We start from the raw sequence: 24,646 nt of genomic DNA on the forward strand, positions 1-24,646 counted from the left end.
AAAACCAATTAAATTTTATGAAAAAATCCATGCTAATTATGTGTACACTTATATTGTGTGCGACTGTAACAGCTCAAACCAAAAAGGTCAGACTGGGCGTGAAAGCTGGCTTAAATATTTCCAGTCTTAGTTTTGACGAGAGTGAAATAAACTCTTCAAATAAAAGCGGATTTAATGCTGGTTTAATGGCTGAGATTCCTGTTGCGAAAAAATTTTCTATTCAACCCGAATTAGTATACAGCCAGCAAGGAATGAAGTTTTCTTATGCTGATGCAGAGGTCGAAAATTCGCATTACAAAAGTACCATAAGTTTAAACTACATCAATATTCCGGTGATGTTAAAATATTATGTTGTAAAAGGATTTAGCATTCAGGCAGGACCGCAAATAGGAATACTTTTGAAAGCTAAAAACGAATATCAAGACAATTTTTTAGGATATGAAAATCGTGAAAATCTTAATTTGAAAGACTATACAAATGGAATAGATACTTCTGTAAATTTTGGCTTAGGCTATCAATTTAAAGATAAGTTCTACGCCGATGCAAGATATAATATCTCGTATTCAGATATATTCAAAGAAGCAAATCCGACAGGAAATTACATCATCAACAGCGATATGAAGAATAGAGTTTTTCAGATAACCATTGGTTATTTTTTTAATTAGAGTTAGTACCCTTCATATTTATAGAATCCGCTCATAGAGCGGATTTTTTTATTTGATAGTTTGAAAAATTCAGCACGTGCAAAGAGATTTGTCCATCTAGTTCGAGCTGCCGGGACTATCTTTTTTTCTGATTCAAGGTGCATCTGGTTTATTTTCGAATGTCTTTAAGGTTTATGAATTTGCCTAAGAATTGTCCTGTAAAAAAAAATGTCCTTACTTAATTTTTTTTGAATAGAGAGACATCTTTAACCTTCAGCCGTTCATTGAGCCATTCAGCTAATCGGGCATTATCTGTCTTGCTCAGCTCCGTGCTGCTTCCATATATCACAGCTGTTAAAGTAGTGATGCTGTCCCTTTGATTGATCATTGTACTTTTGGTAATAGAGATTGAGCTGACAGATGGAAATAATGCAGATGTTTCTTTTAATATTTGGCGATTATCAATTTTATTACTTTCGATTTCTTTCTCAAGCTGCATTATTTTGACATCTTTTAGGTTCATCTCATTTTCACTGCCTTTAATCTGATTTAAAATATCTCCTTTTAATGTATTGAAGCGGTCGGTAGTGTCCTGTCGGATTTCTAATTGTGTATCCGAAAGGTATTCATTGCTCTCCAGCTTGGTTTTAAGGTTTTCTATTTCTGAGGGGGAAAAACGTTTAGAAAGAAAGGCCAGCTCAAGATTTTTGGCATTGGCAGTATAGTCTGTTTTTTTATAGACGATCGTATATCCCTTGTCAGTAAATTCATTTTCAATAAATATGTTTATATTTTTTTTAAACTGCTGTTCCTGATAAAGCGAATAGGCAAGGTAGCTGCTTGGCAGGAGCATAATTATTATTAGAAAAACGATAATGTATTTAACGCGTTTCTGACTCTTTTCGTCAACTTGTTTGACAGCTCTATAATTAAGATATTTAATAATTAAAAATGTAGCAATTCCAATAAAGACGCAATTGATGCAATAAAGATAAAATGCCCCTAAAAAAAATGACCATTGCGCTGTTGCAAGACCGTAGCCGGCGGTACAAAGCGGAGGCATTAGGGCAGTTGCAATGGCAACACCGGGGATAGGGTTTCCTTTCTCTGATCTTGTTACGGCAATCACTCCGACAACTCCTCCAAAAAATGCAATAAGGATATCATAAATATTTGGAGAGGTTCGGGCCAGTAATTCCGACTGCACGTCTTTGAAGGGACTGAGATAAAAATAAAGCGTGGAAACTGCAAGGCTTACTGCCGTAGCATTCAGCAGATTTTTAAGTGATTTTTTAAGCAATACAAAATCATAAATACCCAGTGCAAATCCTGCTCCTACTATGGGGCCCATAAGAGGAGATATCAGCATTGCTCCAATTATGACAGCTGTTGAATTAACATTCAGTCCTACTGAGGCTATAATAATGGCACAGGCTAGAATCCAAAGATTGGCACCTTCAAAGGTTATATTCCTTCTTACGGTTTCCAATGTTTTTGCCCTGTCATCTTCTCCTTCCCTTAAATTGAATAAGTCTGTGATTTTTCTCATAATTTTTCTATTGACATTTAAAATATAGATAATGCTTTTTTAAAGGTTTTTAAATATTTAAAATGAATCAGCATAAATATTTAAAAACCAGAAAGATATGCTCTGTTTTGAGCGCTTAAATCAAATTTACACTTTTAGCCGCAAAAAACTATCAAATCTATTTTGAGAGATGTTCAAAAATTGTTTTTAGTTAAGCCAAATATATGGTGAGCGTCCCTTTGATTTTGTTTCATATCCTACAACTTTGTTTCATTTTACAATTTGAAACAATAAACTGGCCCTGATATTCTGGAGTTGGATAAACAAATTTTTATTTTAGCTAGCGTAGGAATTTTAGCTAGCTATTCGGCATTCTTATGTTAATGCTTAAGTTAATTTCTTATAGCTCTTACCAAACATGGGACGCAAACATTTTTGATATTCAACTTAAAGCAAATAAAAGCCAAATTTGCTATTGTCAGAAATCACATTTGGAAATTTTCATGATTTTAAGAAACGTTTTAAATTTTTGCGGAATGTCTCCATGAGAAACCTCATCTTACTAATACTACAAACTTTCAAAGCAAAAATGAGAGAACGAGTTTTTTTTGAAGTGTATAGAAAAGTGCAAAGATAATTGCTGAAAAAAGAGAATAAAATTTCGAAATAGTGCTGCGTTTTTTACTATTATGACTCAAAAAAAAGTAAGCAATTAAATTTTTTCTTGTTGTGAGAGAGTTATAGAATATTAAAAAAAATGAATATTAACCATCTAATGATAATCATATATGAAAAAGATAATTTTAATGGCAGCAGTAAGTTTTTCAATAACAGCTATTTGTCAAAATCAAAAAAAAGGAAGTGAAAAGTATTTAACAGATGCCAGTCAAAAAGAGGCCTCCAAATTTACGAAAGAACTTAATGAGGCTGTATATAAGCAGTTAGCGTTTGATGATAAAACTGCTTTTAAGGATGTTGATAGGGGATTTATTGCCCCCTTAATTAACAATGGGGATATTAAAGACGTAATCAGCGCAACCGAGATGAACTTTATGCAAAATAAGGAAGCGCCTTCTACGGTCAATCCTAGCTTATGGCGCCATGCCCAATTGGTAAATCGAGGTGGTTTGTACAAGGTAATTGATAATATTTATCAAGTGCGGGGGCAGGACTTGGTTAACCTTTGAATAATTGAGACTAACAATGGAATTATCCTATTTGATATTGAATATTCCCCGGAGACTTTGGCAAAGTCAATCGAACTTTATGAAAAAAATCGTGGGAAACGACCGCTAAAAGCTGTTATCATTTCTCACAGCCATGCAGACCATTTTGGAGGAATTGACGGTATATTTAAAGCAGGACTTGCCACTCCTGAAGACTTTTCCAGTGGTCGCATTCCATTGATAGCACCTGAACATTTTGTAGAGGAAGCTGTAAGCGAAAACGTGATGGCTGGTAATGTGATGGCTCGCAGAGCAGGTTATCAATATGGCAATATCCTTGAATCTGGGCCAAAAGGCAAGGTTACCGCTGCTCTTGGAGTAGTTTTGGCAGATGGAGCTTCTGGACTTCCGATTCCTAATAAGCTGATTAAAAAGAATTGGGAAACTGTCGATATTGATGGGGTGAATTTTGAATTCTTTTTAACTCCCCATGCGGAGGCTCCAGCTGAAATGGTGTTTTTTATCAGAAAATGGAAAGCGCTGTCTATGGCCGAGGACCTGAACCATCTGCAGCACAACATCTACACCTTGCGTGGTGCAAAATCGAGAGATGCAAACTTGTGGGCACATTACTTAGGCGAGGTTATTGCCCGATGGGGAGATGAGGTGGAGGTAAACTTTGGACCACACACCTGGCCAGTTTGGGATAATAAAAATGTGATAGAGTATATGAAAACTCAAAGAGATTTGTATCAATCTATTTATAATACAGTATTGCGCTATGCCAATTATGGTTATGGTCCGGATGAAATTGCTGAAGAAGCAAAGTTACCCGATCCGGTATCGAATAGTTGGTATAATCGCCCATATTATGGTCATCTCAAAAATAACCTAAAGGCAACATATATTCTTAATCTCGGGTGGTTTGACGGAAATGCAGCCAAGCTTGCTACCTACCCTGATGATGCAAGAGGGAAGCGTTATGTAGAAGTAATGGGGGGAGAGAGAAAAGTGGTGGATGCTGCGTTTAAATCATTTAACCTAGGCGACTATCGCTTTACTGTTGATTTGCTAAATAATATTGTCGCATACAATGGCGGCAATACAGAAGCAAATTATTTGATGGCTGATGCTTTGGAACAGCTTGGTTATCAGGAAGAAAATGCGCTTTATCGAAACCTTTACCTTTCTTGTGCTTATGAACTAAGGATTGGCGGGAATGTGCCGAATGATCTTAGCACAATTTCGCCAGAGGTTGTCGGGGCATTACCGCCAGAACTGCTTATCTCGTATTTGAGCATGGCAGTTGATCCAAAAAAGGCTTTAGCACTAGGCAATCTAAATATTAACCTTGTAATAAAAGGAGAAGCCAAATTCGGTTTGGAATTGCATAATGGCGTGTTGAATAGCGTATCAGATTACCAAAGTAAAAATCCAATGGCGACACTTGAAATTTCCAAGAGCGATTTGCTTTCTCTTATGACTGGAAAAGTGGAGTTGGACAAGTTAGTATCCGGCGGCAAAGCCAAGATCGGTGGGGATGGAGAAGTACTAAAGAAACTGCGCACTATTTTTGACCTTAACATAAAAAACAATATGAATTTAGTGCTGCCATTGCAGGCGGAGAACAGAATTAAATAATTGTTGTGAAATTTGCTGCTGAGATAAGATCAAGATCGCTGCTTCCAAATTTATCTTTTAGTGCGTTGATATTTGATGCTGCAAATACAATTTCGGCAAATTATTATAAAATAAGTCTTAATTTGAGGTTTTCCGTTAAATTAAGACCTGCCATAATACAATAAAAATAGGTAGCTGTACTTTGTGAAAGCATGTGTTTTTTAAAGATTTCCCTAAAAGAAAAAGCCTTTAAACAATGATGTTTAAAGGCTTTTGGCTTTTAAGTTTTCTTTTGGAACGCCTACTGGCCGAGTTTGCTTTTCATTTTTTGATATATGGATTATAAGCTAGTAATGATTCGAACTTAAGGCTTCAAGTGATTGTTAGACGGTGTTTTCGGTTTTATTTTGAAATAGGTGCGCCGATTCTGCACCTGGAGAAAGGAGCGGTAATTTAGTTGGAGCCTCTTACTGCTGAAGAATATCATAAATGAGAAGGATTATCTCAGGCCCACTACATTGCCTTCAAGCTTTTCAAATTTTTTCAAGCTCTCTTGTCATAGTCATTTTATGTCCGTTATTTAAACTTTTTAGACTGTATTTCCAATAGATATTTTATAAAACCTTCCAGTGAAATTGTAATATTTTTACAGCTGGTGTTTTTTAAATCTAGGATAAAATTTAAAAACGAAGATTATGAGATCAATATGGACAGGTTCGGTGAGTTTTGGATTGATAAATATTCCAATCAAGATCTTTTCAGCAGTAGAACAGAGCAGTCTGGATATGGACATGCTGGATAAAAAGGGGCATGCCGATATCAAATTCAGACGTGCAAATGAAGAAACGGGCAAAGAAGCCGATTTTGCCAAATTTGCAGCGCTTTTTTTAAAAAATTAGCCGTATATTTGCTTTTCACCATACATCAAGACATAATTCTATCGTTTGCCTATTTGCAGAGCCTTATTGATTCTTTAACCATAACTCCTGCAGATTGCCAAGGCCCCCTTGCCTTGGACTGCCCTAAATGTGAAAGCGATGGCACATCAGAATACCCCTAAAATTATTTATCACGCAGATGACGATGAAGACGACAGGCTGCTGTTTTTGGATGCTCTGGAGGATTTAAGCCTTCCTGCTGTGGTCCAGGGCGCCCGCGACGGGCAGGAACTGCTCCATACCCTTGACAAGAACAAGGGCCGCCTGCCTGATATGATTTTTCTGGACATCAATATGCCGATCAAGAACGGATTTGACTGCCTTGCGGAAATCCGCAGAAGGGAGGATGCCCTGAAAGAAGTGAGGATCATTATGCTCTCCACAAGCAAAAGCCCCGATAATATCGAGCTCTGCCATAAGCTCGGCGCTGATTTCTATGCCGTCAAGCCAAGCAGCTTTCAGGGGCTCAAGGACCTTTTGCAGAAAGTATTTGAGATGGACTGGGGAAGCGTGCAGAAAAGCGGCAGCAGATTTCTGCTTGTCTGATATATCAGATAAGGTGCTGTCTGCAGCAAATCATAAATCAATCCATTTTTCGGCAGGTCTTCTACTAGCCGGCTAATGACCTGTTTCTTGAATGCTATTTTCTTCTGCTGGCATAGCTTGTTCTGCTGAAGGATTCTCCTGGGATGCTGCAGAATTCAGTTGCGGCGTTTTTTTCATGAGAAGATAAAAATCCCTCAGGTGCCACCACGCGGGGCATCTCTCCACAGGTCCGCTGAAGTTTCTGATGGTCAAATAGCAGCTCCTTAGGAATACCTGGGTATCGGTGATATTGGCCCACTCGGTAAGTCTTACTTCTTTCGGAGGCGGATTATGCTCAAAATATCTTTTTATCTCTTCAGGGTTCATAGGGCAAAATTAGGCAAAAAGTGATGTCCTGTCAAGGGATGCGGGGGAGCGGAGGCGGGTTTTTGAAGGTGTCGCTTCGCGTTTTTTTCAAGGGGTCTGGCGCACAGAGGACTGGCTGTCTGTTTATTTATTTATTTATTTATTTATTGAAGCGTTTATATGATGTTATTTTTTAGGGCTGGTTTTTAGGTTTAGTTTTTAGAGTTGGTTTTTTTTTTGGAGCTTTTTCCCGCTATTCGCTGCAATCTTCTGCGCCGAACACCGGCGCAGAAGGATTTCCGCTGCTATCGGGGCTAGGGGCAGCTGTATGGTGAGTTTTGTTTTTGGAGAGTTAAATATTGACATCTCTTTGCTTAATTAAAAATTACGAGTTGTCACTTAAAAAAAGAAATGGCACCAATTCTCTTCAATTGGCGCCATTTGGCTTTGTGACCTCTACGGGACAAATTACAATAAATTTTTTGGAAGATTTGAAGAGATTGGCGTACTACATGTAGTGTCTGTCTTTCATTGGCTATATTATTTTGGTTTAGATGTACCGTTGGGGATTGATGTAAAAATTATACAAACTCAATTGATTCATAGCATTAAACAAATATAAATTTACAAATTTTATCAAGGATTAAAAAAAATGTTTTAGTTAGGGTAGGATTGTTTTTCTTCAGCTTTATGAATTACTCTCAGATTTTTTATATTAATGATTTTTAGGAGCGTTTCCAGCTATCAGTACCAATCTTTTGTCTCGATGTAAAAGAATTTGTGTTGCTATTAGGACCAAAAAAATTGATGTATGTTTTGTGATAAATAGAGGAATGTCAGCAATTTGCCGTCTTTCGGAAACATTAAAATGTTTGCTAATTGGTTATCCTAAATAAGTTTTTCGTAAAAGCAATAAGCCCGAAACAAATCGGGCCTATCGTCTTCAAATTTAATTGTAATTCTAAAATTTTTGATGCATCGTAATTAAACTATTTTTTTTTTTTGCAATGTTATGCAAGACTTTCTCCTATACGGAGATGGGTGCTGAGAACAACCCTGTTCCAAAGATTGATTGTAATTACGGCCGTTATTATATCTGCTATCTGGCTTTCACTGAAATACTGCAAGGCCTTTGTATAGGTTTCATCCGTTAATCCATTCTCATGGATTAATGTTATTTCTTCAGTTACAGCAAGAACTGCTTTTTCCTCTTCTGTAAAAATGTCCCCAGCTTCCTTCCAGGCACTCAAGAGAAAAATACGCTGGTTTGACTCGCCGTTTTTAACGGCGTCCTGGGTGTGGATGTTGATGCAGTATGCACAGCCGTTAATCTGCGAGGCACGTATCTTTATGAGTTCTTTGGCTGTCTTGGATATGGAAATCTTTGAAAGGTAGCTTTCAAGGCCGATCATCGCTTTCAGTGCATCTGGAGCGGCCTGCTTAATGTTAAGTCGTTTTTGCATTGTATTATTATTTTTAAATTGTTCCATGCAAAATTGAACAATAAGGAAAGGAAAAAACTTAAACTGGTTTAAGAAAGAAGCCTTTTGCGTATTTCGCTCAAGTATTCGGGTGTGAATCCTAGATAGGAAGCAATCAGGTATTGGGGAACGCGCTGGATGAATTCGGGGTGGTTTCTGACTGCCTGGAAATAAAACTCTTCCTTAGAGAACGAGAAAAGGAATTTAATGCGTTTTTGGGCCGCCGCATATGCCCTCTGGTAAACAAAACGGAAATAGCGCTCCATTACCGGAAACTCTTCCAGCAACTTCTGCTGCTTCTCCAAAGTGATGTAAAGCAATGTTGATTTCTCTACTGCCTGAATATAAAATTCTGTCGCGAGCTGGTTCTCGTAGGCAAAGTTATCGGTAAGCCACCATGTTTCTATGGCAAATTCCGTGGTTTGTTCGGTACCTTTCTCGTTAATATAAAACTTTCTAAGCAGGCCGTCCAAAACAAAATAATGATGCCGGCAGATCTGTCCCTCCTTTAGAAGGTTCTCTTTTTTATAAGTTTCTTTAATGTCGAAGAATTTTTTGATCTGCTCAAAGTCATTGTCTGAGACCTGTGCAAATTTGGCTATATGGTTTTTGAGTATATTGGACATCTGGCGTAAATGACATATTGGTTTTGACTGTTTGGCCAGCTTTTTAATCGGAATGGCATCGCTGGCAGGCTCTTAAGCAAATATAGCAATAATATGCTTAGATACTTTTTGAAATCAGATTTCATTATTTGTCATTGAATAGTAATTGAAAGCAATTTGGAGATTATATAGAGTCACTTTCTATTATATTCTGGGGGTTCGAATCCTGTTAGGTTATCGAGTGGCAAATCGACTATTTGTGCTGTTTTTTATATAGTATATACTTTGATGCAATTTGGCTATTGTTTGAAATAAAGAAAATAAAAGCAAAAATGATTGAAAGTTAGCGTATTTATTAGTGTAGATAAAAAAATGGCGCCAATTGTCTTCAATTGGCGCCATTTGGCTTTCTAGTGACGGGGACAGGACAAATTACAACATCATTTTTGGATGATTTGAAGAAATTGGCTTTCTATATGTAGTGTCTGTCTTCCATTGGCTTTCTGCATTTGGTTTAGATGTCCTGTTGGGGATTGATGCAAAAATTATAAAAACTCAATTGGTTCATGCTGTAAACTAACATACAATTCTACAAATATTAGGGAGGATTTGCGAAAGATTGTTATACTTTACTGTAGAGTTGTCTTTCTTTGGCTCTACGAATTACTGTCTGGAGTTTAAAAATAAATCTTTTTATTTTTTTATATGGTTGGATAAGTCTTCCTTATATCTTATCCAGAAGAAGTAGTGGAATGGTTAGCTAAACTTATTTAATATTGTCATTAAAATTTTATGGTATAATAGTATCAAGTCGAGAGCAAAAATTGCCATGAGTTGGCATAAGTAGAAAACGATACTTAGACCCAATCTTGAGAGTTAAAGTTGTTGATGTTTAAATACTTGTGTCTAAAATGAATAAAATTAAAAAAAATATTGTAGCTTTAAACTGTATAAAAATGGATATTGTTTATTTCTTATTACAGCATATAAGGTTTCGCCAACATCACTGACAGACTTTAACATCTTGCACTTTGGATTTCTATTCATTTTGACATTTTACTAAATATATTTACGTAAATAGTGAAGGAGAAATGATAAAATATGAAATAATAAAATTTGTAACCACTAATAAATTGCTATTATGAAAAACAAGTTTATTCTTTTACTATTAATTTTGTTAAGCTCAGCCTGCACCAAAAAGACCACAGTAAATGAGTCCGAGAACACAACTGCAAGTGACACTGCAATTTCCAATTTTAAGCCCGCAAATATTCAGGAACAGATTCTATATCAGCGCGGAATAGAAGCTGCTATTTGGGGCATGCCGGCAGTAAATTTTCAGCTGATGGCTGATGCTTTTTTTAAAATCAATGGAAAAGACAATCAGGTCGTAATCTGGCCAAAACTGTTGGACTGGAAAAATCAGACTTTGACTCCAAATCCGGACGTGATTTATTTAATGCCCTTTTTCAATACAGAAAAAACAGGACCAGTTGTGCTTGAAATTCCGCCTGCAGATGGTGGCGTATTTAATGGAAGCATTATGACCTATTGGCAGAATTCTCTTGAAGATGTTGGTCCCGGAGGAGTTGATAAAGGCAAGGGAGGGAAATACTTATTTCTTCCTCCAGGCTATGATAGGGGTAAAATCCCGTCGGGGTATATCCCATTACAGTCAGATACTTATAGAGGTTATGCGCTGTTGAGATCCGTTTTGAAGAGCGGCAGTGCTGAGGATGTAGCCGCTGCTGTTGAGTATTCCAAACGTATAAAGGTTTATCCGTTAAGTGAGGCTTCAAAAAATCCAGCGACTGTTTTTGTGGATGCCAGCGAAAAAGTCTTTGACTCAGCTATTCCATATGATATCAGTTTTTATGAATCCTTAAACAGAATTGTACAATCTGAGCCTTGGCTGGAAAGGGACAGGGCCCAGATTGATATTCTAAAAACGGTTGGCATACAACGAGGAAAATCTTTTAATCCTGATGCTAGAACTAAAGAGATTCTTACAGCATCAGTGAAGGCAGCGAGAGAATGGCTGAATGTCAATCTTGAGGCTATGCCTCCTTTTTATAGAGATACACACTGGGTTTTTCCTGCGACGAAAGATTTTGCTGATAATATTAAAAATAACTATGATGTTGCTGAATCCTATCCAGTAGACAACAGGGGCCTTGTATATATGATCATTTTTTTCAGTGCCAAGCATATTGGAGAATCCCAGTATTATCTGATACAGATTGTCGATAAGCAGGGAAATGTTTTAGATGGAAAAAGTTCTTATAAACTCCACGTGCCTGCCAATGTGCCGGTAAAACAATATTGGTCAATGACGGTTTACAATCGTGAAACCCATACTTTCATTAAAAATGCCAAGCGTGTAGGTCGCTCTTCACAGAGTCCCGGGCTTAAAACCAACAGCGACGGTTCTGTAGACCTTTATTTTGGCCCAGAAGCGCCTGAATCCGGCGAATCGAATTGGATTCCAACGGATCCTAAAGGAAAATTTGAAATTTTAGCACGTTTTTACGGTCCTACTCCGAAGCTGTATGATCAGAGCTGGAAATTAAATGACGTTGAAAAAATCAAATAATTAAGGGGTTATTTTTTAAAATTTTAAGGATGAAGAATAAACTGATTTTGATGATTGCAATTCTTGCACTGGCATCCTGCAATCAGAATAAAGGCGATAAAAATGGAGCATTATCTTCTGAAGAAACTAATGCTGATACTGAAGGCAAATTTTCAGATTCACTGCCTCCTGGCCCAGATGTAAATGTGAAGATTACAGAATCTTATGCAAGACAGGTCGCAAGAGATGCCTATTTCTGGGCATGGCCGATGGAAAACATCTATAACCGCCGCCTTGCTTTCAAGCAGTCGCCTAAAGTCGGCCTTATGAATGGCGTACTGCCATTTGCGCCATTAAATTCTTTGGCAATGCTTCATGATTATATCAAGCCTGAGCAGCGCTGGGTAGCCTGTCCGAATCAGGATGTGGTTTATGGAGCGGCCATTGCCGCCCTTGATGAAACTCCGGTTGTAATTCAGGTTCCGGATTTCGGCGAGCGCTTCTGGGTATATCAGGTGGTGGATCTGCGCACAGATGCTTTTGCGCAGCTTGGGAAGATGTATGGCACGAAGCCTGGGTTTTACATGCTGGCGGGTCCCCAATGGAAAGGAAAGGTGCCTAAAGGAATCACTAAAGTATTCTATAGCAAGACAGGAACAGCCTTTATTGTACCTAGAGTTTTTCAGGATGATACGCCCTCAGATAAAAATGCAGTCCAGGCCATAATTAATTCTATTGATGTCTATGCGCTGGATAAATTTGACGGAAAAATGAAACAGCAGGACTGGAGCAGGCTTCCATCCTTAGGTTCGCCGACAAAAGATGGCGGATCTGAAGAAACGAAATGGGTCTTTCCGGATACCTTTTTCGACCAGCTTGCTGTGGTATTGAAAGACGCACCTCCATTACCCGGCGAGGAAGCTCGTTACGCACAGGTACTGGCTGTAATCGAAGCGGCAAAGAAAGATCCTGCATTGAAAAAAGCGATGATTGAGGAAGCCCATAAGGCAGACAAGGAACTGGTTGATCCATTGCTGCAATTCCGCAATTGGGGAATACCTCTTGCAGGGAACTGGACCACTGCCGATAACTGTGCTGCTTTCGGAACGGATTATTTCACACGTACAGCCATAGCAAAATCCAATATACTGGTAAATGCAGGAAAGGAAACAAAATATTTTTATCAGGATCTCGATTCAAAAGGAGTTAGACTGAATGGTTCTAAACAGTATACCCTGACATTTGCAAAAGGCAACCTCCCGCCTGTAGACGGCTTCTGGTCCCTCACGCTTTATGACGAGTATCACTTTTTCTATCCCAATGCCATAAAACGCTATTCAGTTGGAACCAAAAACAGGGATTTAAAGTATAATGCCGATGGCTCGCTTACCTTATACGTGCAGCATGCGGAGCCGCAAGGGGACAAAAAATCCAATTGGCTGCCGAGTCCTGCAAAAGATTTCTGTTTATATTTCAGATGCTACGGCCCAAAGCAGTCAGTTATTAAAAATCAATGGACGCCTCCGTCTGTAGTAAAAATTTAATTTCAGTTAAAAAGAGAAGATAAAAGAAAAAATTATTTTAAGATTATTGTATAGTAATACAAATAAAAAATGGCGCCAATTGTCTTCAATTGGCGCCATTTGGCGTTGTGACCTCGACAGGATTCAAACCTGTAACCTTCTGAGCCGTAATCAGATGCGCTATTCAGTTGCGCCACGAGGCCTGTTTTTGCTATCATTAAGCTAATTTTTTGTAGCTTTGTTGATTGCTTATTGCGGGTGCAAAGATAGACATAAATGTGAGATAAACAAGGAAAAAATAACAGAAAATTAAAAAAAAATGAAGATTGAAAAGTATATACGTGATATTCAGGGTTTTCCTAAAGAAGGAATTTTGTTTAAAGATATCACGCCACTGCTAATTAACCCCGAAGCAAGAACAAATTGCCTAAAAATTCTGGTTGATTCTTTAGAAGGAAAGAAAATTGATAAAGTTGTGGGGGCAGAATCCCGTGGTTTTTTCTTAGGAATGTTATTAGCTCAGGAATTAAATGCCGGATTTGTTCCAGTGAGAAAACCTAAAAAGCTTCCGTATGAAACAATTTCTGCTTTTTATGAATTAGAATATGGTTCTGATAGTCTGGAAATGCACATAGATGCCATTAAAAAAGGAGATCGCGTATTAATTCATGATGATGTTCTCGCAACTGGCGGAACAGCAAAAGCAGTCTGCGAATTGGTTGAAAAATTAGGAGGCGAAATTGTACAGTGCAATTTCTTAATGGAGTTGACTTTCCTTAACGGAAGAGAAAAAATAAAAGAATATCCTGTTTTTGCTGCATTGACTTATTGATTCAGACCAAAACAATTTTATGCTTAATGGCATAAAGCACTAATCCGATTCGGGTTTTTATTTCAAGTTTGTCAAAAAGTATTTCACGGTAACCGTCAATAGTTTTAGGGCTTAAACACATTTCTGATGCAATTTCTTTATAAGTCATTTCAGTGCAGGCGTGTTTGATAAAGACAATTTCTTTTTCCTTTAAATTGATTTTTTTGTTATCGCTATTTACTTTATTGATGAGCATTCCGGAAACCAATTCGGTGAAATAAAAGCCCTTTTCCATTACACATTCTATCGCTTCTCTAAAAATTTCAGGTGAAGTGTCTTTCAGTAAATAACCTTTGGCGCCGTTGGTAATCATTTTGATAATAATTTCATCATCGTCATTAACCGATAAAGCAATTACTTTCAGGTCTGGTCGGTTTTCTTTCAACCATTTCATAGTACTTAATCCGTCCAAAACAGGCATATTCACATCAAGCAAAATAAGATCAATTTCAGCCAATGTATTTTCTTCAAGATAATCAATAAACACTTTGCCATTTTCAAAACGTTCTATTACTTCATAATCACCAAAACTTTTGATTAAAAGTTCTAAAGACTGGGAAAATAGCAAATGATCATCTACAATTATAATTTTATTTTTTGAGTTAGTTTTCATGGCCTTGAGTTAAAGGGTATTCGATAGTTACACTTGTTCCGGTTTCATCAGAATTCAAAATTAGTCTGGCACCAATTAGCTTGGCTCTCAGTTTCATATTGTTTAAGCCTAAACCCGAATTTGATTTTTTAAGATCATATCCAATTCCGAAATCTTTTAGTTTTAATCTGAAAACCGTCTCGGTAGTTTCGATAAAAACATCAAATAAATCACTTCTGGAATGTTTTAGGCTGTTATGAAGCGCTTCCTGAAAGATTCTGTAAATAATTAATTCATGTTCTTCATTTATCGCTGGTACGGTTCCAATCTGATTTAAATTGTATTTTATTTTTTTAAGTTTCTTAATCCTTTCCAGATCCTGCTGAATGGCTTCCAAGAAATTGTTCTGCAGTAAATTGTCTTTATTGATAATTCGGGACAGAATTCTTAATTCGTCCAGCGATTTGGCTAAAACGGCTTTTAAATCTTTAAGTTCTTCAATATTTACATTTTTATTGCTGATTGAAATATTAAGTTGCATAATGGCGACCGAAATAATCTGACCGATATTATCATGCAGTTCTTTACTGATTTCGGATAAGGTCTGATCTTTTATCTCGATTCTGGTTTTGACTAATTCGGACTGGAAATACAAATCGGCTTCCATTTTCTCAACTACGAAATTGTTTTTCTTCTTTAAAAAATAGAAGAAAATGATAACTAAAACGATAATGAGGGTAAAGAAAACGATACCCAGTGAAATGACTAATAATTGTATTTCTTTTCGCTCCATAGAAATCCGATTATAAAACAGCTGTGTGCCAGAAAATTTAAAATAAACAAAACGAGACTAAAAATAGATTCGTCCTGTTTGATTAAAAACCAGTTTATTGCCAGCATAAATGGTGTAAAAGGAACATGAAATACCAGTATTCCTAAAACATACCAGAAAAAGACCGATTTTTTAAAATTTAATATTTTTTCAGAATTAAAAATCTCAATCAGATATAAACAGGATAATATCAATACTAGTAAAACGCCAATTGCAAAGCTGTAGGTAAAAGAACGATTCATATCGTCTTTAAAATACAGCAGGTTTAAGAAATAAGCAATTATAAATAAGATAAAAAAGACAATTGAGGCAATTCGGTTATTGTGTTTGGTTAATAAGGCTCTTAGAAGTAAAATATAGGCAGAAAAACTGGCAAACATGTAGAAATTGTAAACATAATAATTTAGCAAACCTGTCCATTGCGTAAAATAGTAACCTACAATTTCGGTTATGATTGAAAACCAGATTAAAAGTACTAAAAATTTAGCTTTATTACCAGGAAGTTTTGGCAGTGAAAGTACACCAACGATTCCTGATAATAAAGCCAGATAAATGATATAAGATCTTAAAAATTCAAACATAGATATATTAATATAATAAGCTTGGCGGTCTTCCGATGTTTCCGTAATTCATTGGTTCAAGACTTTGAATATCAGATGAAGCAGCTTCTTGTTTTAAAGCAAAACTTTGAACTTTAGTTGTGCTGTTATCTATCTTTTTTCCGGTTGGAACTAAGAATAAAGTAGTCAATCCTGCTTTTTCGCCATGTTTTTCATCATCAGGATAAACTCCAAAATAAAAACGGATTCCATCTACATTATAACCGTCTTTTGTTCCGTTGGTTTTGATGTAATGAATATAGTTTTCTAATTCTTCCAAAGAGTACCAAATGGCATTTGCATCTTCTTTTTCTGCTTTTTTAGCTGTAAGCGAAGCTCTTTTATTGTTGTAATTCACATTTAACTGTCGGGCAAATTCTTTTGTAATTAACTGACTCGGTTTTGCGGGAGGATTTCTCATAATTAATTATTATTTATTGGTTAAGGATTTAGTTAGCAGTATTTTGACTACTGTTGAGGACAAAATTATCGGAATGCTAAAATTTGGACAAGGGGAAATATACCCTTTTTTCGTTGGGTAAATTTATTTGAAAAAATGGGTTAAAGTGCTGTTACATAATATTTTGTGAAGTAAGAATTTTACATCGTCAGTTTTATGTCAAAAACAGACAGCAAAAAAAATGTAAAACCTTATTAAGTATTTAACTAAAAAATTAAAATTATGTCACAACCAACACCCCTGGGTTATCCTCATGCAGGAGCCGGAACAGTAGAAATTCTATTAGAGAAAGAAGATGGAGCAGATTATGCAGTGCTTTTCTCACCAGATCCTAACAATATGTTATTGAGAGATGCCGGTCTGCCAATGCAGTTTTATTATTATCCAAAAGCGCCACGTTTAGCGAAACATCCTGACGGTAGATTTAAGTTTGCAATGCAGGTTTTTAAATCAGAAGGAGATTCTACCACAGTAATTGGTGCAGAAGGATTAGAAGAAGAGGCAGGAGCTTACACTACCTTAACCAGTACGATTGATTTGCCGGAAGCTTTATTAAAGAAAGCAATTGATAAATTGAAAACGAGACTGAATTCTGATTACAAAAATCATAGAAAATCAACTCTTTTTGGATTGTTTTCTTTCTTAATTGGAGTAGATAAAGATTTTAATACCACTAATGTCAGACCAATTCAGCTCACAGAGAACAATATCGCGATGCATGTTGTGGGCGAAAAATCACCTAATAATCCTTTTGGAGGCGCCAATCCGTGGACATTTAATATTCAGGGAGAAGGAGCTGGAACTACTTTTGGACTTGGTGACAATGCTCTTTCTGTTTTAATGGGAAGAAATAGTGCTTCACTGGTGAAAAATGCATTGGAAATTGGAAGCAACAATCTTGTTGTCGAAAATAACATAAAGTACAAAGCATACATGCCAACTACGGTTATTAAAACAACAATTGATGTTAAAAAAGTGCATACTTATTTTTCTGCTAAAACAAGTGTGAGCTGGTCTTTTGTAGATTTAAACTGGGAACATGAATACGAAAAAATCCTTACGGAAGGTGGTATTACAAGTGAAGTAATAACAGATGACCAATTTTCTAATGAAGAAAAGAAAAAAGTAGAAGATTCGTTACTGCAAAAACAAAGAGAATTTGCTTTTGAAATGGTGAAAAAACAAATATTCGATGCGCCTGAAAAACAATTTACACCGGTTACATCTCCTGAAAAACCAAACGGATTTTTCAGATTGTTTATGGGACTTGGAAGCGTTGGAATGAATCTTAAATCAGGAAGCCAGATTCGTGCGGTTAAATTTACAGATGAAATCAAATTCTCTGCGATTCAGGTTTTGGATTCAAAAATCAGTGGAAATCTGACTCCGTTGACTTTGAAAACCGGAGCAGAGGCAAAAGCAGATTTGAAAAATTATATTACTGAAATTCAGCTAGACGAAGATTTTTCTAAAGTTCAGGTGATTGCTTCTTTAAACGGAGGTTTAATTAAACTGGACAAAGACAGTGATATTGTAAATGATAGTCCGGTAAGTCAGGTTTCTATTGAAGTTGGATATCCGGATTCTAAAGGTAAAATGATTTGGAAAAGTTCCGGAAGAATGATTGCTCCTGAAGGAACTCCGTTTGTAAAAAATACCAACAAGTCCGGAAAAGAAATTGATGCTATTTTCCCTGCAACCTGGAATGATAAATCGAGAGAAAAGAATGCTTTTGTGTTTGATTTTGTAAAAAATAATGGTTCGACTAAAGTTAAAGTTCGTCAGGAAGTAATGTACGAGAAAGACAAGAGAATCAAGCTAAAAGATACAACTCGAGAGTATGAATTTGAAGGAACTAAAATCTTCGTTCCACTTCCAATTCAGAACATGATTAATTATACTTTATCAACAGAAGTGCTTTATGATTGCGATACATTGGAAGTGACTTTAAAGGTAGATAAAATGGCATCTAAAAAGTTCAAATTCACTGTTGATAATTTTGAAGATGCGATTCCGTATAGAGCATGGTACGAGTCGGATTACACGATTAAACCAACAGAGTATAAAGTGAAATATACCTGTAGTGGGAAAATTGGTAAGAAATCTAAAAAGGTTTCTCTTTCTACAGATTACATCAAAATCGATTATCAGGAAGGAGATGTGTTGTTTGAAATTCCAACCGGAACCGATGCTCAAAACGCTGATATCGAAAAAATCAGAGCTCCATTTATGGAATAATTTTTTTGAGACAATTTGCAAAAGGGACGTAATGTCCCTTTTGTTTCATAAGTCACTAATTATTAAACCTAAACGTTATGCCAGATTTAAATACATTTAAGCTCGACGGAACTAAATTGGTTCCCATAAACAGATTTAATCTTGAGCCCGCCAAACCGAGTACTGCTTTTACAACGGTCAATTTGAAAAAAGAAGCAGAATTTAAGGTGATAGAACATCCTATAATCCATTCTATCGACATCAGGCCAATTATTGTAGCGTTTCCTTTTATTGAGAATTATTTCCCGCTTATAGAAGGTGATAAAGCAATTACAGAGAATGATTCCTTTAAGGATTATTTTAAAAATGATATTACGCTATTCTTCCCACATGTTGAAATTGAACCTAATAACGGAACCGTTTTTTATTATGAAAATGTACCGGATAAATCTGGAAATAAAGGCGGGATTTTAGGAAAAGTTACTTTGAAATATAAGCTGAAAGACAAAGTATTACAGACTAATCAAAAAAGTATTACTTTAAATCTAAAAGAAGCGGTTTTAAATCTCAAAGTAAACCATGATTTTGTAAAGGTAAACGGAATTGTTAATATAGCGACACAGGAAATTCAGTTTGATTTAATTGATGAAGCAGTAAAAATTGCGTTCTTAAATTTAGTATCCAACTTAAATGATTTAAAATGCAATATTGATCTTTTTTTTGATTTTAAAGGATATTCTAAAATTAAAAGAAATTTTCTGTTTGCCAGAGATATTTCCGTTTTAAAAAGCGGTACTATTCTGAAAAAAGATTTGACTTCTCCTAAAACAACAATACAGTCTAAAGCAACACTTATTAGTAGTCCGCTAATGGTGAAGGCTAATTTATCCACAACGATAGCTCCAAAGACAGCTATTTCAGAAATACAACGAGAAAATAGTATAAAAGCAGATGTACAGGAAGAATACGTAAAAAGTACTTTTCTGCTTAAAATAAATAAAACCTTAAGTTATCCAATTGGAGCAGATCCGGGAACAAGTTTATATAAGACAATTGGAGGCGGTTTCATCAATATTCCTTTTAACCTGAATGAGGATTTTTCGCAGTTCAAGCAAATCTTTGTAACAGGTTTTAATTTTAGTAAACTTTCCATTTATAAATCGATGGTGCAGCCGAATACTTTTTTGCTGATTTCCAAAGTGTATAGTTTGTCGAAAGATTTAAATACGATGAAACCTTGTATTTCTACCATTTTTCATGCGTATGAAGAAGGAGCGGGAACTTCAGAGGAAATTTCAAAAATCAGTTTTCAGTTTGCGATTGGTCCAAACCTTTCCGATTTTGATTTGGCTAAACTGAAAATCGCTTTGCTTCAGAATAATTTTATTGACGGAGATGTTACAGATTATTTTGATAAAGTGCAGTTTTTGTTTCCAAATGATATTTCGGCTGAATATGAAGTTAGCGGTAACTATTTTTTACAACAATCGGATATTTCAACAGATGGAAAGCACTTTCTCTTTAATCTTTCAACCGAAAATTTATCGGAAGCCAGTATCATGATTAATGCCTTAAATAATACCATTACGCAGTACGCCAATATCAATTTTAAATATAAAGAAATTAAAGATTCCAGCATTATAGAATTGAATATCGAACAAACTATTGGTGAAATCCTGGAAACGCTGATTGATAATACAGCGAAGAAAATTCAAATTAACAATCAGTCTATTTCAAACTGCAAGCTTAATTCGATATTGCTGGTTTACAATCAAAATGCTACTTATCTGAACAGTGTCTTTTTTAAAAATTATCCTCAGCTTATCAGTAATGATACCAAACTTTTAGATTTTTCAGCAGTAAATCCATCTGCTTCGGGTGAATTAAAAGATGCTTTTTTCGATTTTGAAAACATAGAAAATATAAGTTCTGAATTTAATCAGGTTGTTTCGCAGTCAACGGCTTACAACAGATATATTCAAGTTCAGATTAAAAGTCAGACCGCAGCGACAAACAGAATTACGATTGAATTGACGGTACAGGAAACAGGAAGTAAATTTGCAGTTGAACGTTTAAAATCGGAATTCGCGACCTCTATATTGTTCAATTTTATTGTTAAGAATACAGCGGACAATACTACTTTGATTTCATACAAAGTCAATTATTTTGACAAAAACGACAATCTCATCGGTACAAAAAATGAAGTTTTTGATTTCTCAAAAGCATCAATTCTAATCATAAACAAAAAATAATGAGAACAATAAAAGCAGGAGCAAAGTCTCCGGAAGTTTATTATTTGAATGAACTTTTAGCTAAATTAAAATACAATGTAATAGTTTCAGATTATTTTGGAACAGCAACAGATAAAGCAATCAGGGATTTTCAGTCCAAAAACAATCTTGTTGTAGATGGTGTAGTCGGACTAAAAACATGGTCTTCGCTTTTGGAAAAAAGTAAAAATGGTTTTTCGTCTAATTCTAAGTTACTTTCCGAACAAGACTTAATCAATTTCTCGAATCAGTTTAATTTGGAGCTTGCAGTGGTGAAAGCCGTAAACGAAGTAGAAAGCAATGGAAAAGGTTTTCTGATTGACGGACGTCCGAAGATTTTGTTTGAAGGGCATATTTTCTGGAGAGAACTCGAAAAAAGAGGAATTAATCCAAGATCTTATATGAACTCAAATAATCAGGATATTTTGTTTGAAAATTACACGAAGAAATATTATGTAGGAGGAACAGCTGAATACACTCGTCTTGAAAAAGGTAAAAACCTCGGTCAGGACAAAAAAATTATTGACGCAGCAAATAGTTCTGCTTCTTGGGGATTGTTTCAAATTATGGGATTTAATGCAATTCCTATTGGTTACAATAGCATAGATGAATTCGTGGAAAAAATGAATCAAAACGAAGGCGAACATTTAAAAGCTTTTGGGTTATTCTTAGAGAAAAACAATTTAATCACACTTTTAAGAAACAGAAACTGGGCATCATTTGCTTTAAAATACAATGGGCCAGCCTATAAAACGAATAAATATGACGAGAAGCTGATGAAAGCCTATCATAAATATTCAAGATAAATAAAAGTGTTTCAGGTTTGAAGTTTCAAGTTTTACTATGAACATAGTTTTTTTACCGCAAAGAGCGCAAGGTTTTTTTCTATGTAAATGTTAAGAGAGCGTAGAAAAAGTTCGCAAAGCTTTGTGAGCTAATTTTTAAACTTAAACTTCGCGAACCTTTGCGAAAAATCTTTGCGCTCTTTGCGGTAAAACTACACTCAAAGTATAGCAATAACAATGTTTTTTATGTAAACTTTTAATGAAAACATAAAAAAGGTTCGAAAAGCTTTATAAATAAAAACTTTGCGAACCTTTGCGTAAATCTTTGCGCTCTTTGCGGTAAAACTATGTTCAAAGTGTAGTAAACTTTAAACCTGAGACCTGAAACAAAAAAAATTATCTTAAACTAGCACCAAGCTCAGTTTCGAATGTTTGCTGTAATTTAGACATGATTTTATCGATCTGAGAATCAGTTAACGTTTTACTGTTGTCCTGAATTGTAAAGCTTAAAGCATAAGATTTCTTTCCTTCCGGTAATTTGTTACCCTGATAAACATCAAACAAATTAACGTCTTTTAAAAGTGTTTTTTCTGTTTGTTTCGCCAGGTTGAAAATACTTTCGTAAGTTGTACTTTCATCAATTAATAAAGCTAAATCTCTACGAACTTCAGGATATTTAGGGATTTCAGTGTACTTAATTTTTCCTGTAATGATTTTTAAAACCAAATCCCAGTTAAAATCAGCATAATAAACATCTTGTTTGATGCCGAAATGTTTTAAAATAGGCTTTTTAACTACACCCATTTCAACTAAAATATCATTATTGTAAGTAATAGCAGTTCCTTCAGAATAAATATCAGACTGAACCGGAGCATTTGAAATTTTCTCAATTCCTAAACGAGACAAAATTGCTTTTACGTATCCTTTCAACAAGAAGAAATCTGTTGTTTTTTGTGGACTTGTCCAGGTTTCTTTGTTTCTGTTTCCTGAAATTAATAAAGAAAGATGTTTGTGCTCCTCAAATCCGTTTAAGTATTTGTGATATGTTTTTCCGAATTCAAATAACTTTAAATCAGAATTTTTTCTGTTGATGTTGTATGAAACAGCTTCTAAACCAGAGAATAATAAAGACTGACGAAGTGTAGCTAAGTCACTGCTCAACGGATTTAGCATAGAAACATTATGTTCTTCTTTTAATGAAGTTGATAATTTTGCATAAGCTGCTGTTGTCAATGAATTCGCCATCATTTCGTGGAAACCTTGAGAATTCAATTGAGAAGCAATGGTGTTTTGTACTTTATAGTCTTCTGTTCTTGGAGAATTCGCTACAGTTGCATTGAATTTCTTAGAGAAATTAATATTGTTATAACCGTAAACTCTAAGAATTTCTTCAATTACGTCAATTTCTCGTTGTACATCTACACGATAAGCAGGAATAGTTAAGCCTAAACCAGAATCAGATACGCTGTTTACTTTAATATCTAAAGAAACTAAAATCTTTTTGATGGTATCTTTTGAAATTTCCTGACCAATAATTTTAGATACATGGCTAAAATTTAATAAGACAGAGAAATCTTCTACTTTTTTAGGATAAACTTCTACAACATCAGAGGTGATTTTTCCACCAGCTACTTCCTGAATTAAAAGTGCTGCACGTTTTAAAGCATATTCTGTAATGGTCGGATCAATTCCTCTTTCAAATCTAAAAGAAGCATCTGTACTTAATTGATGTCTTTTTGCAGTTTTACGAATGCTAACCGGATCGAAATAAGCACTTTCTAAGAAAATAGTTGTTGTTCCTTCCGAAACTCCAGATTTTTTACCTCCAAAAACTCCAGCAATGCAAAGTGGCCCTTTTTCGTCGCAGATCATTAAATCTTCTTTGTGAAGCGTTCTTTCTACGTCGTCAAGAGTTACAAACTTAGTTCCTTCAGCCACCGTTTTTACAATGATTTTCCCATTGATTTTCGCAGCGTCAAAAGCGTGTAAAGGCTGTCCTAATTCATGAAGCACATAATTAGTAACGTCAACGATATTATTTTTTGGAGTCAGGCCAATAGCTTTTAAGCGATCTTGTAACCAGCTTGGAGATTCGTGAACCGAAATTCCAGAGATAGTTACCCCGCAATATCTTGGAGCTAAATGAGTATCTTCAACATTTACATCAATTTTTAACGTACGCATGTCCACTCTGAAGTTGCTTACAGATGGTGTAATTAACTCTATGTTTACACCGCGTTGCAGCATTCCGGCTCTCAAGTCGCGTGCCGTTCCGTAATGACTCATTGCATCAGCACGGTTAGGTGTTAATCCGATTTCGAAAACCTCATCATTTGCAATTTTGAATACTTCAGAAGCAGGAGTTCCCGGAACTAAATCATCGGCCAAAACCATAATTCCTTCATGGCTTGTTCCTAATCCCAGTTCGTCCTCAGCGCAGATCATTCCGTGACTTTCCTGTCCGCGAATCTTTCCTTTTTTGATGGTAAATTCTGCACCATCTTTATCGTATAAAATAGTTCCGATTGTAGCAACTGGTACTTTTTGTCCTGCAGCGACGTTAGCAGCACCACATACAATTTGTATTGGAGCTTCCAAACCAACATTTACTGTAGTCACTTTCAATCTATCGGCATCGGGGTGTTTTTCGCAAGTCAGAACGTGTCCAACCACAACTCCTTCTAATCCTCCTTTTATAGATTGGTATTTTTCGACAACTTCAACTTCCAAACCAAGATCTGTAAGTAATTCTGAAGTCTGTTCAGATGTCCAATCTGTTTTAATAAATTGTTTTAACCAGTTGTAAGATATTTTCATTGTAACTTTTTTATTCTTAAATCAAGGTTACAAATATAAGGATTGCGTCGTGGAGTAAGAAAAAAATATTTGGTTTTTTCTTGCTGTTTTTTTGTGACTGGAAAATGCTGTCAACTAAGTATTTGATAATTTATCTATTAAAATTTTATTAAATAAATAGTATAAAAGACTAAAAAAATCGAATGTGTAATTTTTGTGCTATAAGATGAATGATTAGTGCTATTCTGTTTCTTTT

The 24,646-nt window shown here is 35.6% G+C and carries 20 protein-coding genes and 1 tRNA gene; 11 read left to right on the forward strand and 10 right to left on the reverse strand.

All coding sequences use genetic code 11. The features are described 5' to 3' along the window. Positions 1-17: 17 nt before the first annotated feature. Positions 18-665 (forward strand): porin family protein, encoded by a 648-nt coding sequence (locus HYN56_RS17315; RefSeq protein ID WP_109193324.1) that lies wholly within the window; start codon positions 18-20, stop codon positions 663-665. 217 nt (positions 666-882) lie between these two features. Here HYN56_RS17315 and HYN56_RS17320 read toward each other — a convergent pair whose 3' ends face one another. Further along, positions 883-2,193, reverse strand: a complete 1,311-nt coding sequence (locus HYN56_RS17320) for a DUF389 domain-containing protein (RefSeq protein ID WP_109193325.1) — start codon at positions 2,191-2,193, stop codon at positions 883-885. Between the two features lie 767 nt (positions 2,194-2,960). Here HYN56_RS17320 and HYN56_RS17325 point away from each other — a divergent pair. The 4 genes from HYN56_RS17325 to HYN56_RS17340 all read left to right on the forward strand — a co-directional run bounded on the left by HYN56_RS17325 (position 2,961) and on the right by HYN56_RS17340 (position 6,442). Further along, positions 2,961-3,359: a hypothetical protein gene (locus tag HYN56_RS17325; protein WP_109193326.1), complete on the forward strand. Its 399-nt coding sequence runs from the start codon at positions 2,961-2,963 to the stop codon at positions 3,357-3,359. Between the two features lie 3 nt (positions 3,360-3,362). Continuing rightward, a complete protein-coding gene (locus HYN56_RS17330; RefSeq protein WP_394336283.1) occupies positions 3,363-4,979 on the forward strand; it encodes an alkyl/aryl-sulfatase in 1,617 nt (538 codons plus the stop codon). Between the two features lie 674 nt (positions 4,980-5,653). Beyond that, positions 5,654-5,857, forward strand: a complete 204-nt coding sequence (locus HYN56_RS17335; RefSeq protein ID WP_240622579.1) for a Ku family protein — start codon at positions 5,654-5,656, stop codon at positions 5,855-5,857. Positions 5,858-5,995: 138 nt separating this feature from the next. Beyond that, positions 5,996-6,442 carry a response regulator gene (locus HYN56_RS17340; protein ID WP_109194856.1) on the forward strand — a complete coding sequence of 149 codons (447 nt, stop codon included), beginning with the start codon at positions 5,996-5,998 and terminating at the stop codon, positions 6,440-6,442. A gap of 72 nt (positions 6,443-6,514) precedes the next feature. Here HYN56_RS17340 and HYN56_RS17345 read toward each other — a convergent pair whose 3' ends face one another. The 3 genes from HYN56_RS17345 to HYN56_RS17355 form a co-directional block, all read right to left on the reverse strand. After that, positions 6,515-6,808 carry a DUF6965 family protein gene (locus HYN56_RS17345; RefSeq protein ID WP_109193328.1) on the reverse strand — a complete coding sequence of 98 codons (294 nt, stop codon included), beginning with the start codon at positions 6,806-6,808 and terminating at the stop codon, positions 6,515-6,517. 989 nt (positions 6,809-7,797) lie between these two features. Further along, positions 7,798-8,250, reverse strand: a complete 453-nt coding sequence (locus HYN56_RS17350; RefSeq protein WP_053471468.1) for a carboxymuconolactone decarboxylase family protein — start codon at positions 8,248-8,250, stop codon at positions 7,798-7,800. 68 nt (positions 8,251-8,318) lie between these two features. After that, positions 8,319-8,894, reverse strand: a complete 576-nt coding sequence (locus HYN56_RS17355; RefSeq protein WP_053471291.1) for a Crp/Fnr family transcriptional regulator — start codon at positions 8,892-8,894, stop codon at positions 8,319-8,321. Positions 8,895-10,014: 1,120 nt separating this feature from the next. Between HYN56_RS17355 and HYN56_RS17360 the strand changes: the two genes are divergently transcribed. After that, positions 10,015-11,466 carry a DUF1254 domain-containing protein gene (locus tag HYN56_RS17360; protein WP_109193329.1) on the forward strand — a complete coding sequence of 484 codons (1,452 nt, stop codon included), beginning with the start codon at positions 10,015-10,017 and terminating at the stop codon, positions 11,464-11,466. Positions 11,467-11,495: 29 nt separating this feature from the next. After that, positions 11,496-12,989, forward strand: coding sequence for a DUF1254 domain-containing protein (locus HYN56_RS17365; RefSeq protein ID WP_205727625.1), 1,494 nt, complete (start codon positions 11,496-11,498; stop codon positions 12,987-12,989). A 108-nt stretch (positions 12,990-13,097) separates the two neighbouring features. Here the strand turns inward: HYN56_RS17365 and HYN56_RS17370 are convergent. After that, a tRNA-Arg gene (locus HYN56_RS17370) sits at positions 13,098-13,171 on the reverse strand. Positions 13,172-13,287: 116 nt separating this feature from the next. Between HYN56_RS17370 and HYN56_RS17375 the strand changes: the two genes are divergently transcribed. Beyond that, entirely contained in the window at positions 13,288-13,800 is a 513-nt protein-coding gene (locus HYN56_RS17375) for an adenine phosphoribosyltransferase (protein WP_109193330.1), read from the forward strand. A 1-nt stretch (position 13,801) separates the two neighbouring features. Here the strand turns inward: HYN56_RS17375 and HYN56_RS17380 are convergent, their stop codons facing one another. From HYN56_RS17380 to HYN56_RS17395, 4 genes are read right to left on the reverse strand one after another with little or no spacing between them, the layout of a single operon-like run. Then, positions 13,802-14,452 carry a response regulator transcription factor gene (locus HYN56_RS17380; RefSeq protein WP_109193331.1) on the reverse strand — a complete coding sequence of 217 codons (651 nt, stop codon included), beginning with the start codon at positions 14,450-14,452 and terminating at the stop codon, positions 13,802-13,804. Beyond that, complete coding sequence (locus tag HYN56_RS17385) at positions 14,442-15,224, reverse strand: sensor histidine kinase (RefSeq protein WP_109193332.1); 783 nt, start codon at positions 15,222-15,224, stop codon at positions 14,442-14,444. The genes HYN56_RS17380 and HYN56_RS17385 overlap by 11 nt, the downstream gene beginning before the upstream one ends. Next, entirely contained in the window at positions 15,197-15,844 is a 648-nt protein-coding gene (locus HYN56_RS17390; RefSeq protein WP_109193333.1) for a hypothetical protein, read from the reverse strand. Before HYN56_RS17390 ends, HYN56_RS17385 begins: the two co-directional genes overlap by 28 nt. A 7-nt stretch (positions 15,845-15,851) precedes the next feature. After that, positions 15,852-16,283, reverse strand: a complete 432-nt coding sequence (locus HYN56_RS17395; protein WP_109193334.1) for a hypothetical protein — start codon at positions 16,281-16,283, stop codon at positions 15,852-15,854. Positions 16,284-16,544: 261 nt separating this feature from the next. On the opposite strand from HYN56_RS17395, the gene HYN56_RS17400 reads away from it, so the two are divergent. The 3 genes from HYN56_RS17400 to HYN56_RS17410 all read left to right on the forward strand — a co-directional run bounded on the left by HYN56_RS17400 (position 16,545) and on the right by HYN56_RS17410 (position 21,615). Then, positions 16,545-18,560, forward strand: coding sequence for a hypothetical protein (locus HYN56_RS17400; RefSeq protein WP_109193335.1), 2,016 nt, complete (start codon positions 16,545-16,547; stop codon positions 18,558-18,560). Positions 18,561-18,637: 77 nt separating this feature from the next. After that, a complete protein-coding gene (locus HYN56_RS17405) occupies positions 18,638-20,791 on the forward strand; it encodes a hypothetical protein (protein ID WP_109193336.1) in 2,154 nt (717 codons plus the stop codon). Beyond that, entirely contained in the window at positions 20,791-21,615 is an 825-nt protein-coding gene (locus HYN56_RS17410) for an N-acetylmuramidase domain-containing protein (RefSeq protein WP_109193337.1), read from the forward strand. Before HYN56_RS17405 ends, HYN56_RS17410 begins: the two co-directional genes overlap by 1 nt. A gap of 375 nt (positions 21,616-21,990) precedes the next feature. Here the strand turns inward: HYN56_RS17410 and pheT are convergent, their stop codons facing one another. Next, positions 21,991-24,411: a phenylalanine--tRNA ligase subunit beta gene (pheT, locus tag HYN56_RS17415; RefSeq protein ID WP_109193338.1), complete on the reverse strand. Its 2,421-nt coding sequence runs from the start codon at positions 24,409-24,411 to the stop codon at positions 21,991-21,993. Between the last annotated feature and the right edge of the window lie 235 nt (positions 24,412-24,646).

Origin of the sequence: Flavobacterium crocinum (genome assembly GCF_003122385.1) — a bacterium.
Lineage (GTDB): Bacteria > Bacteroidota > Bacteroidia > Flavobacteriales > Flavobacteriaceae > Flavobacterium > Flavobacterium crocinum.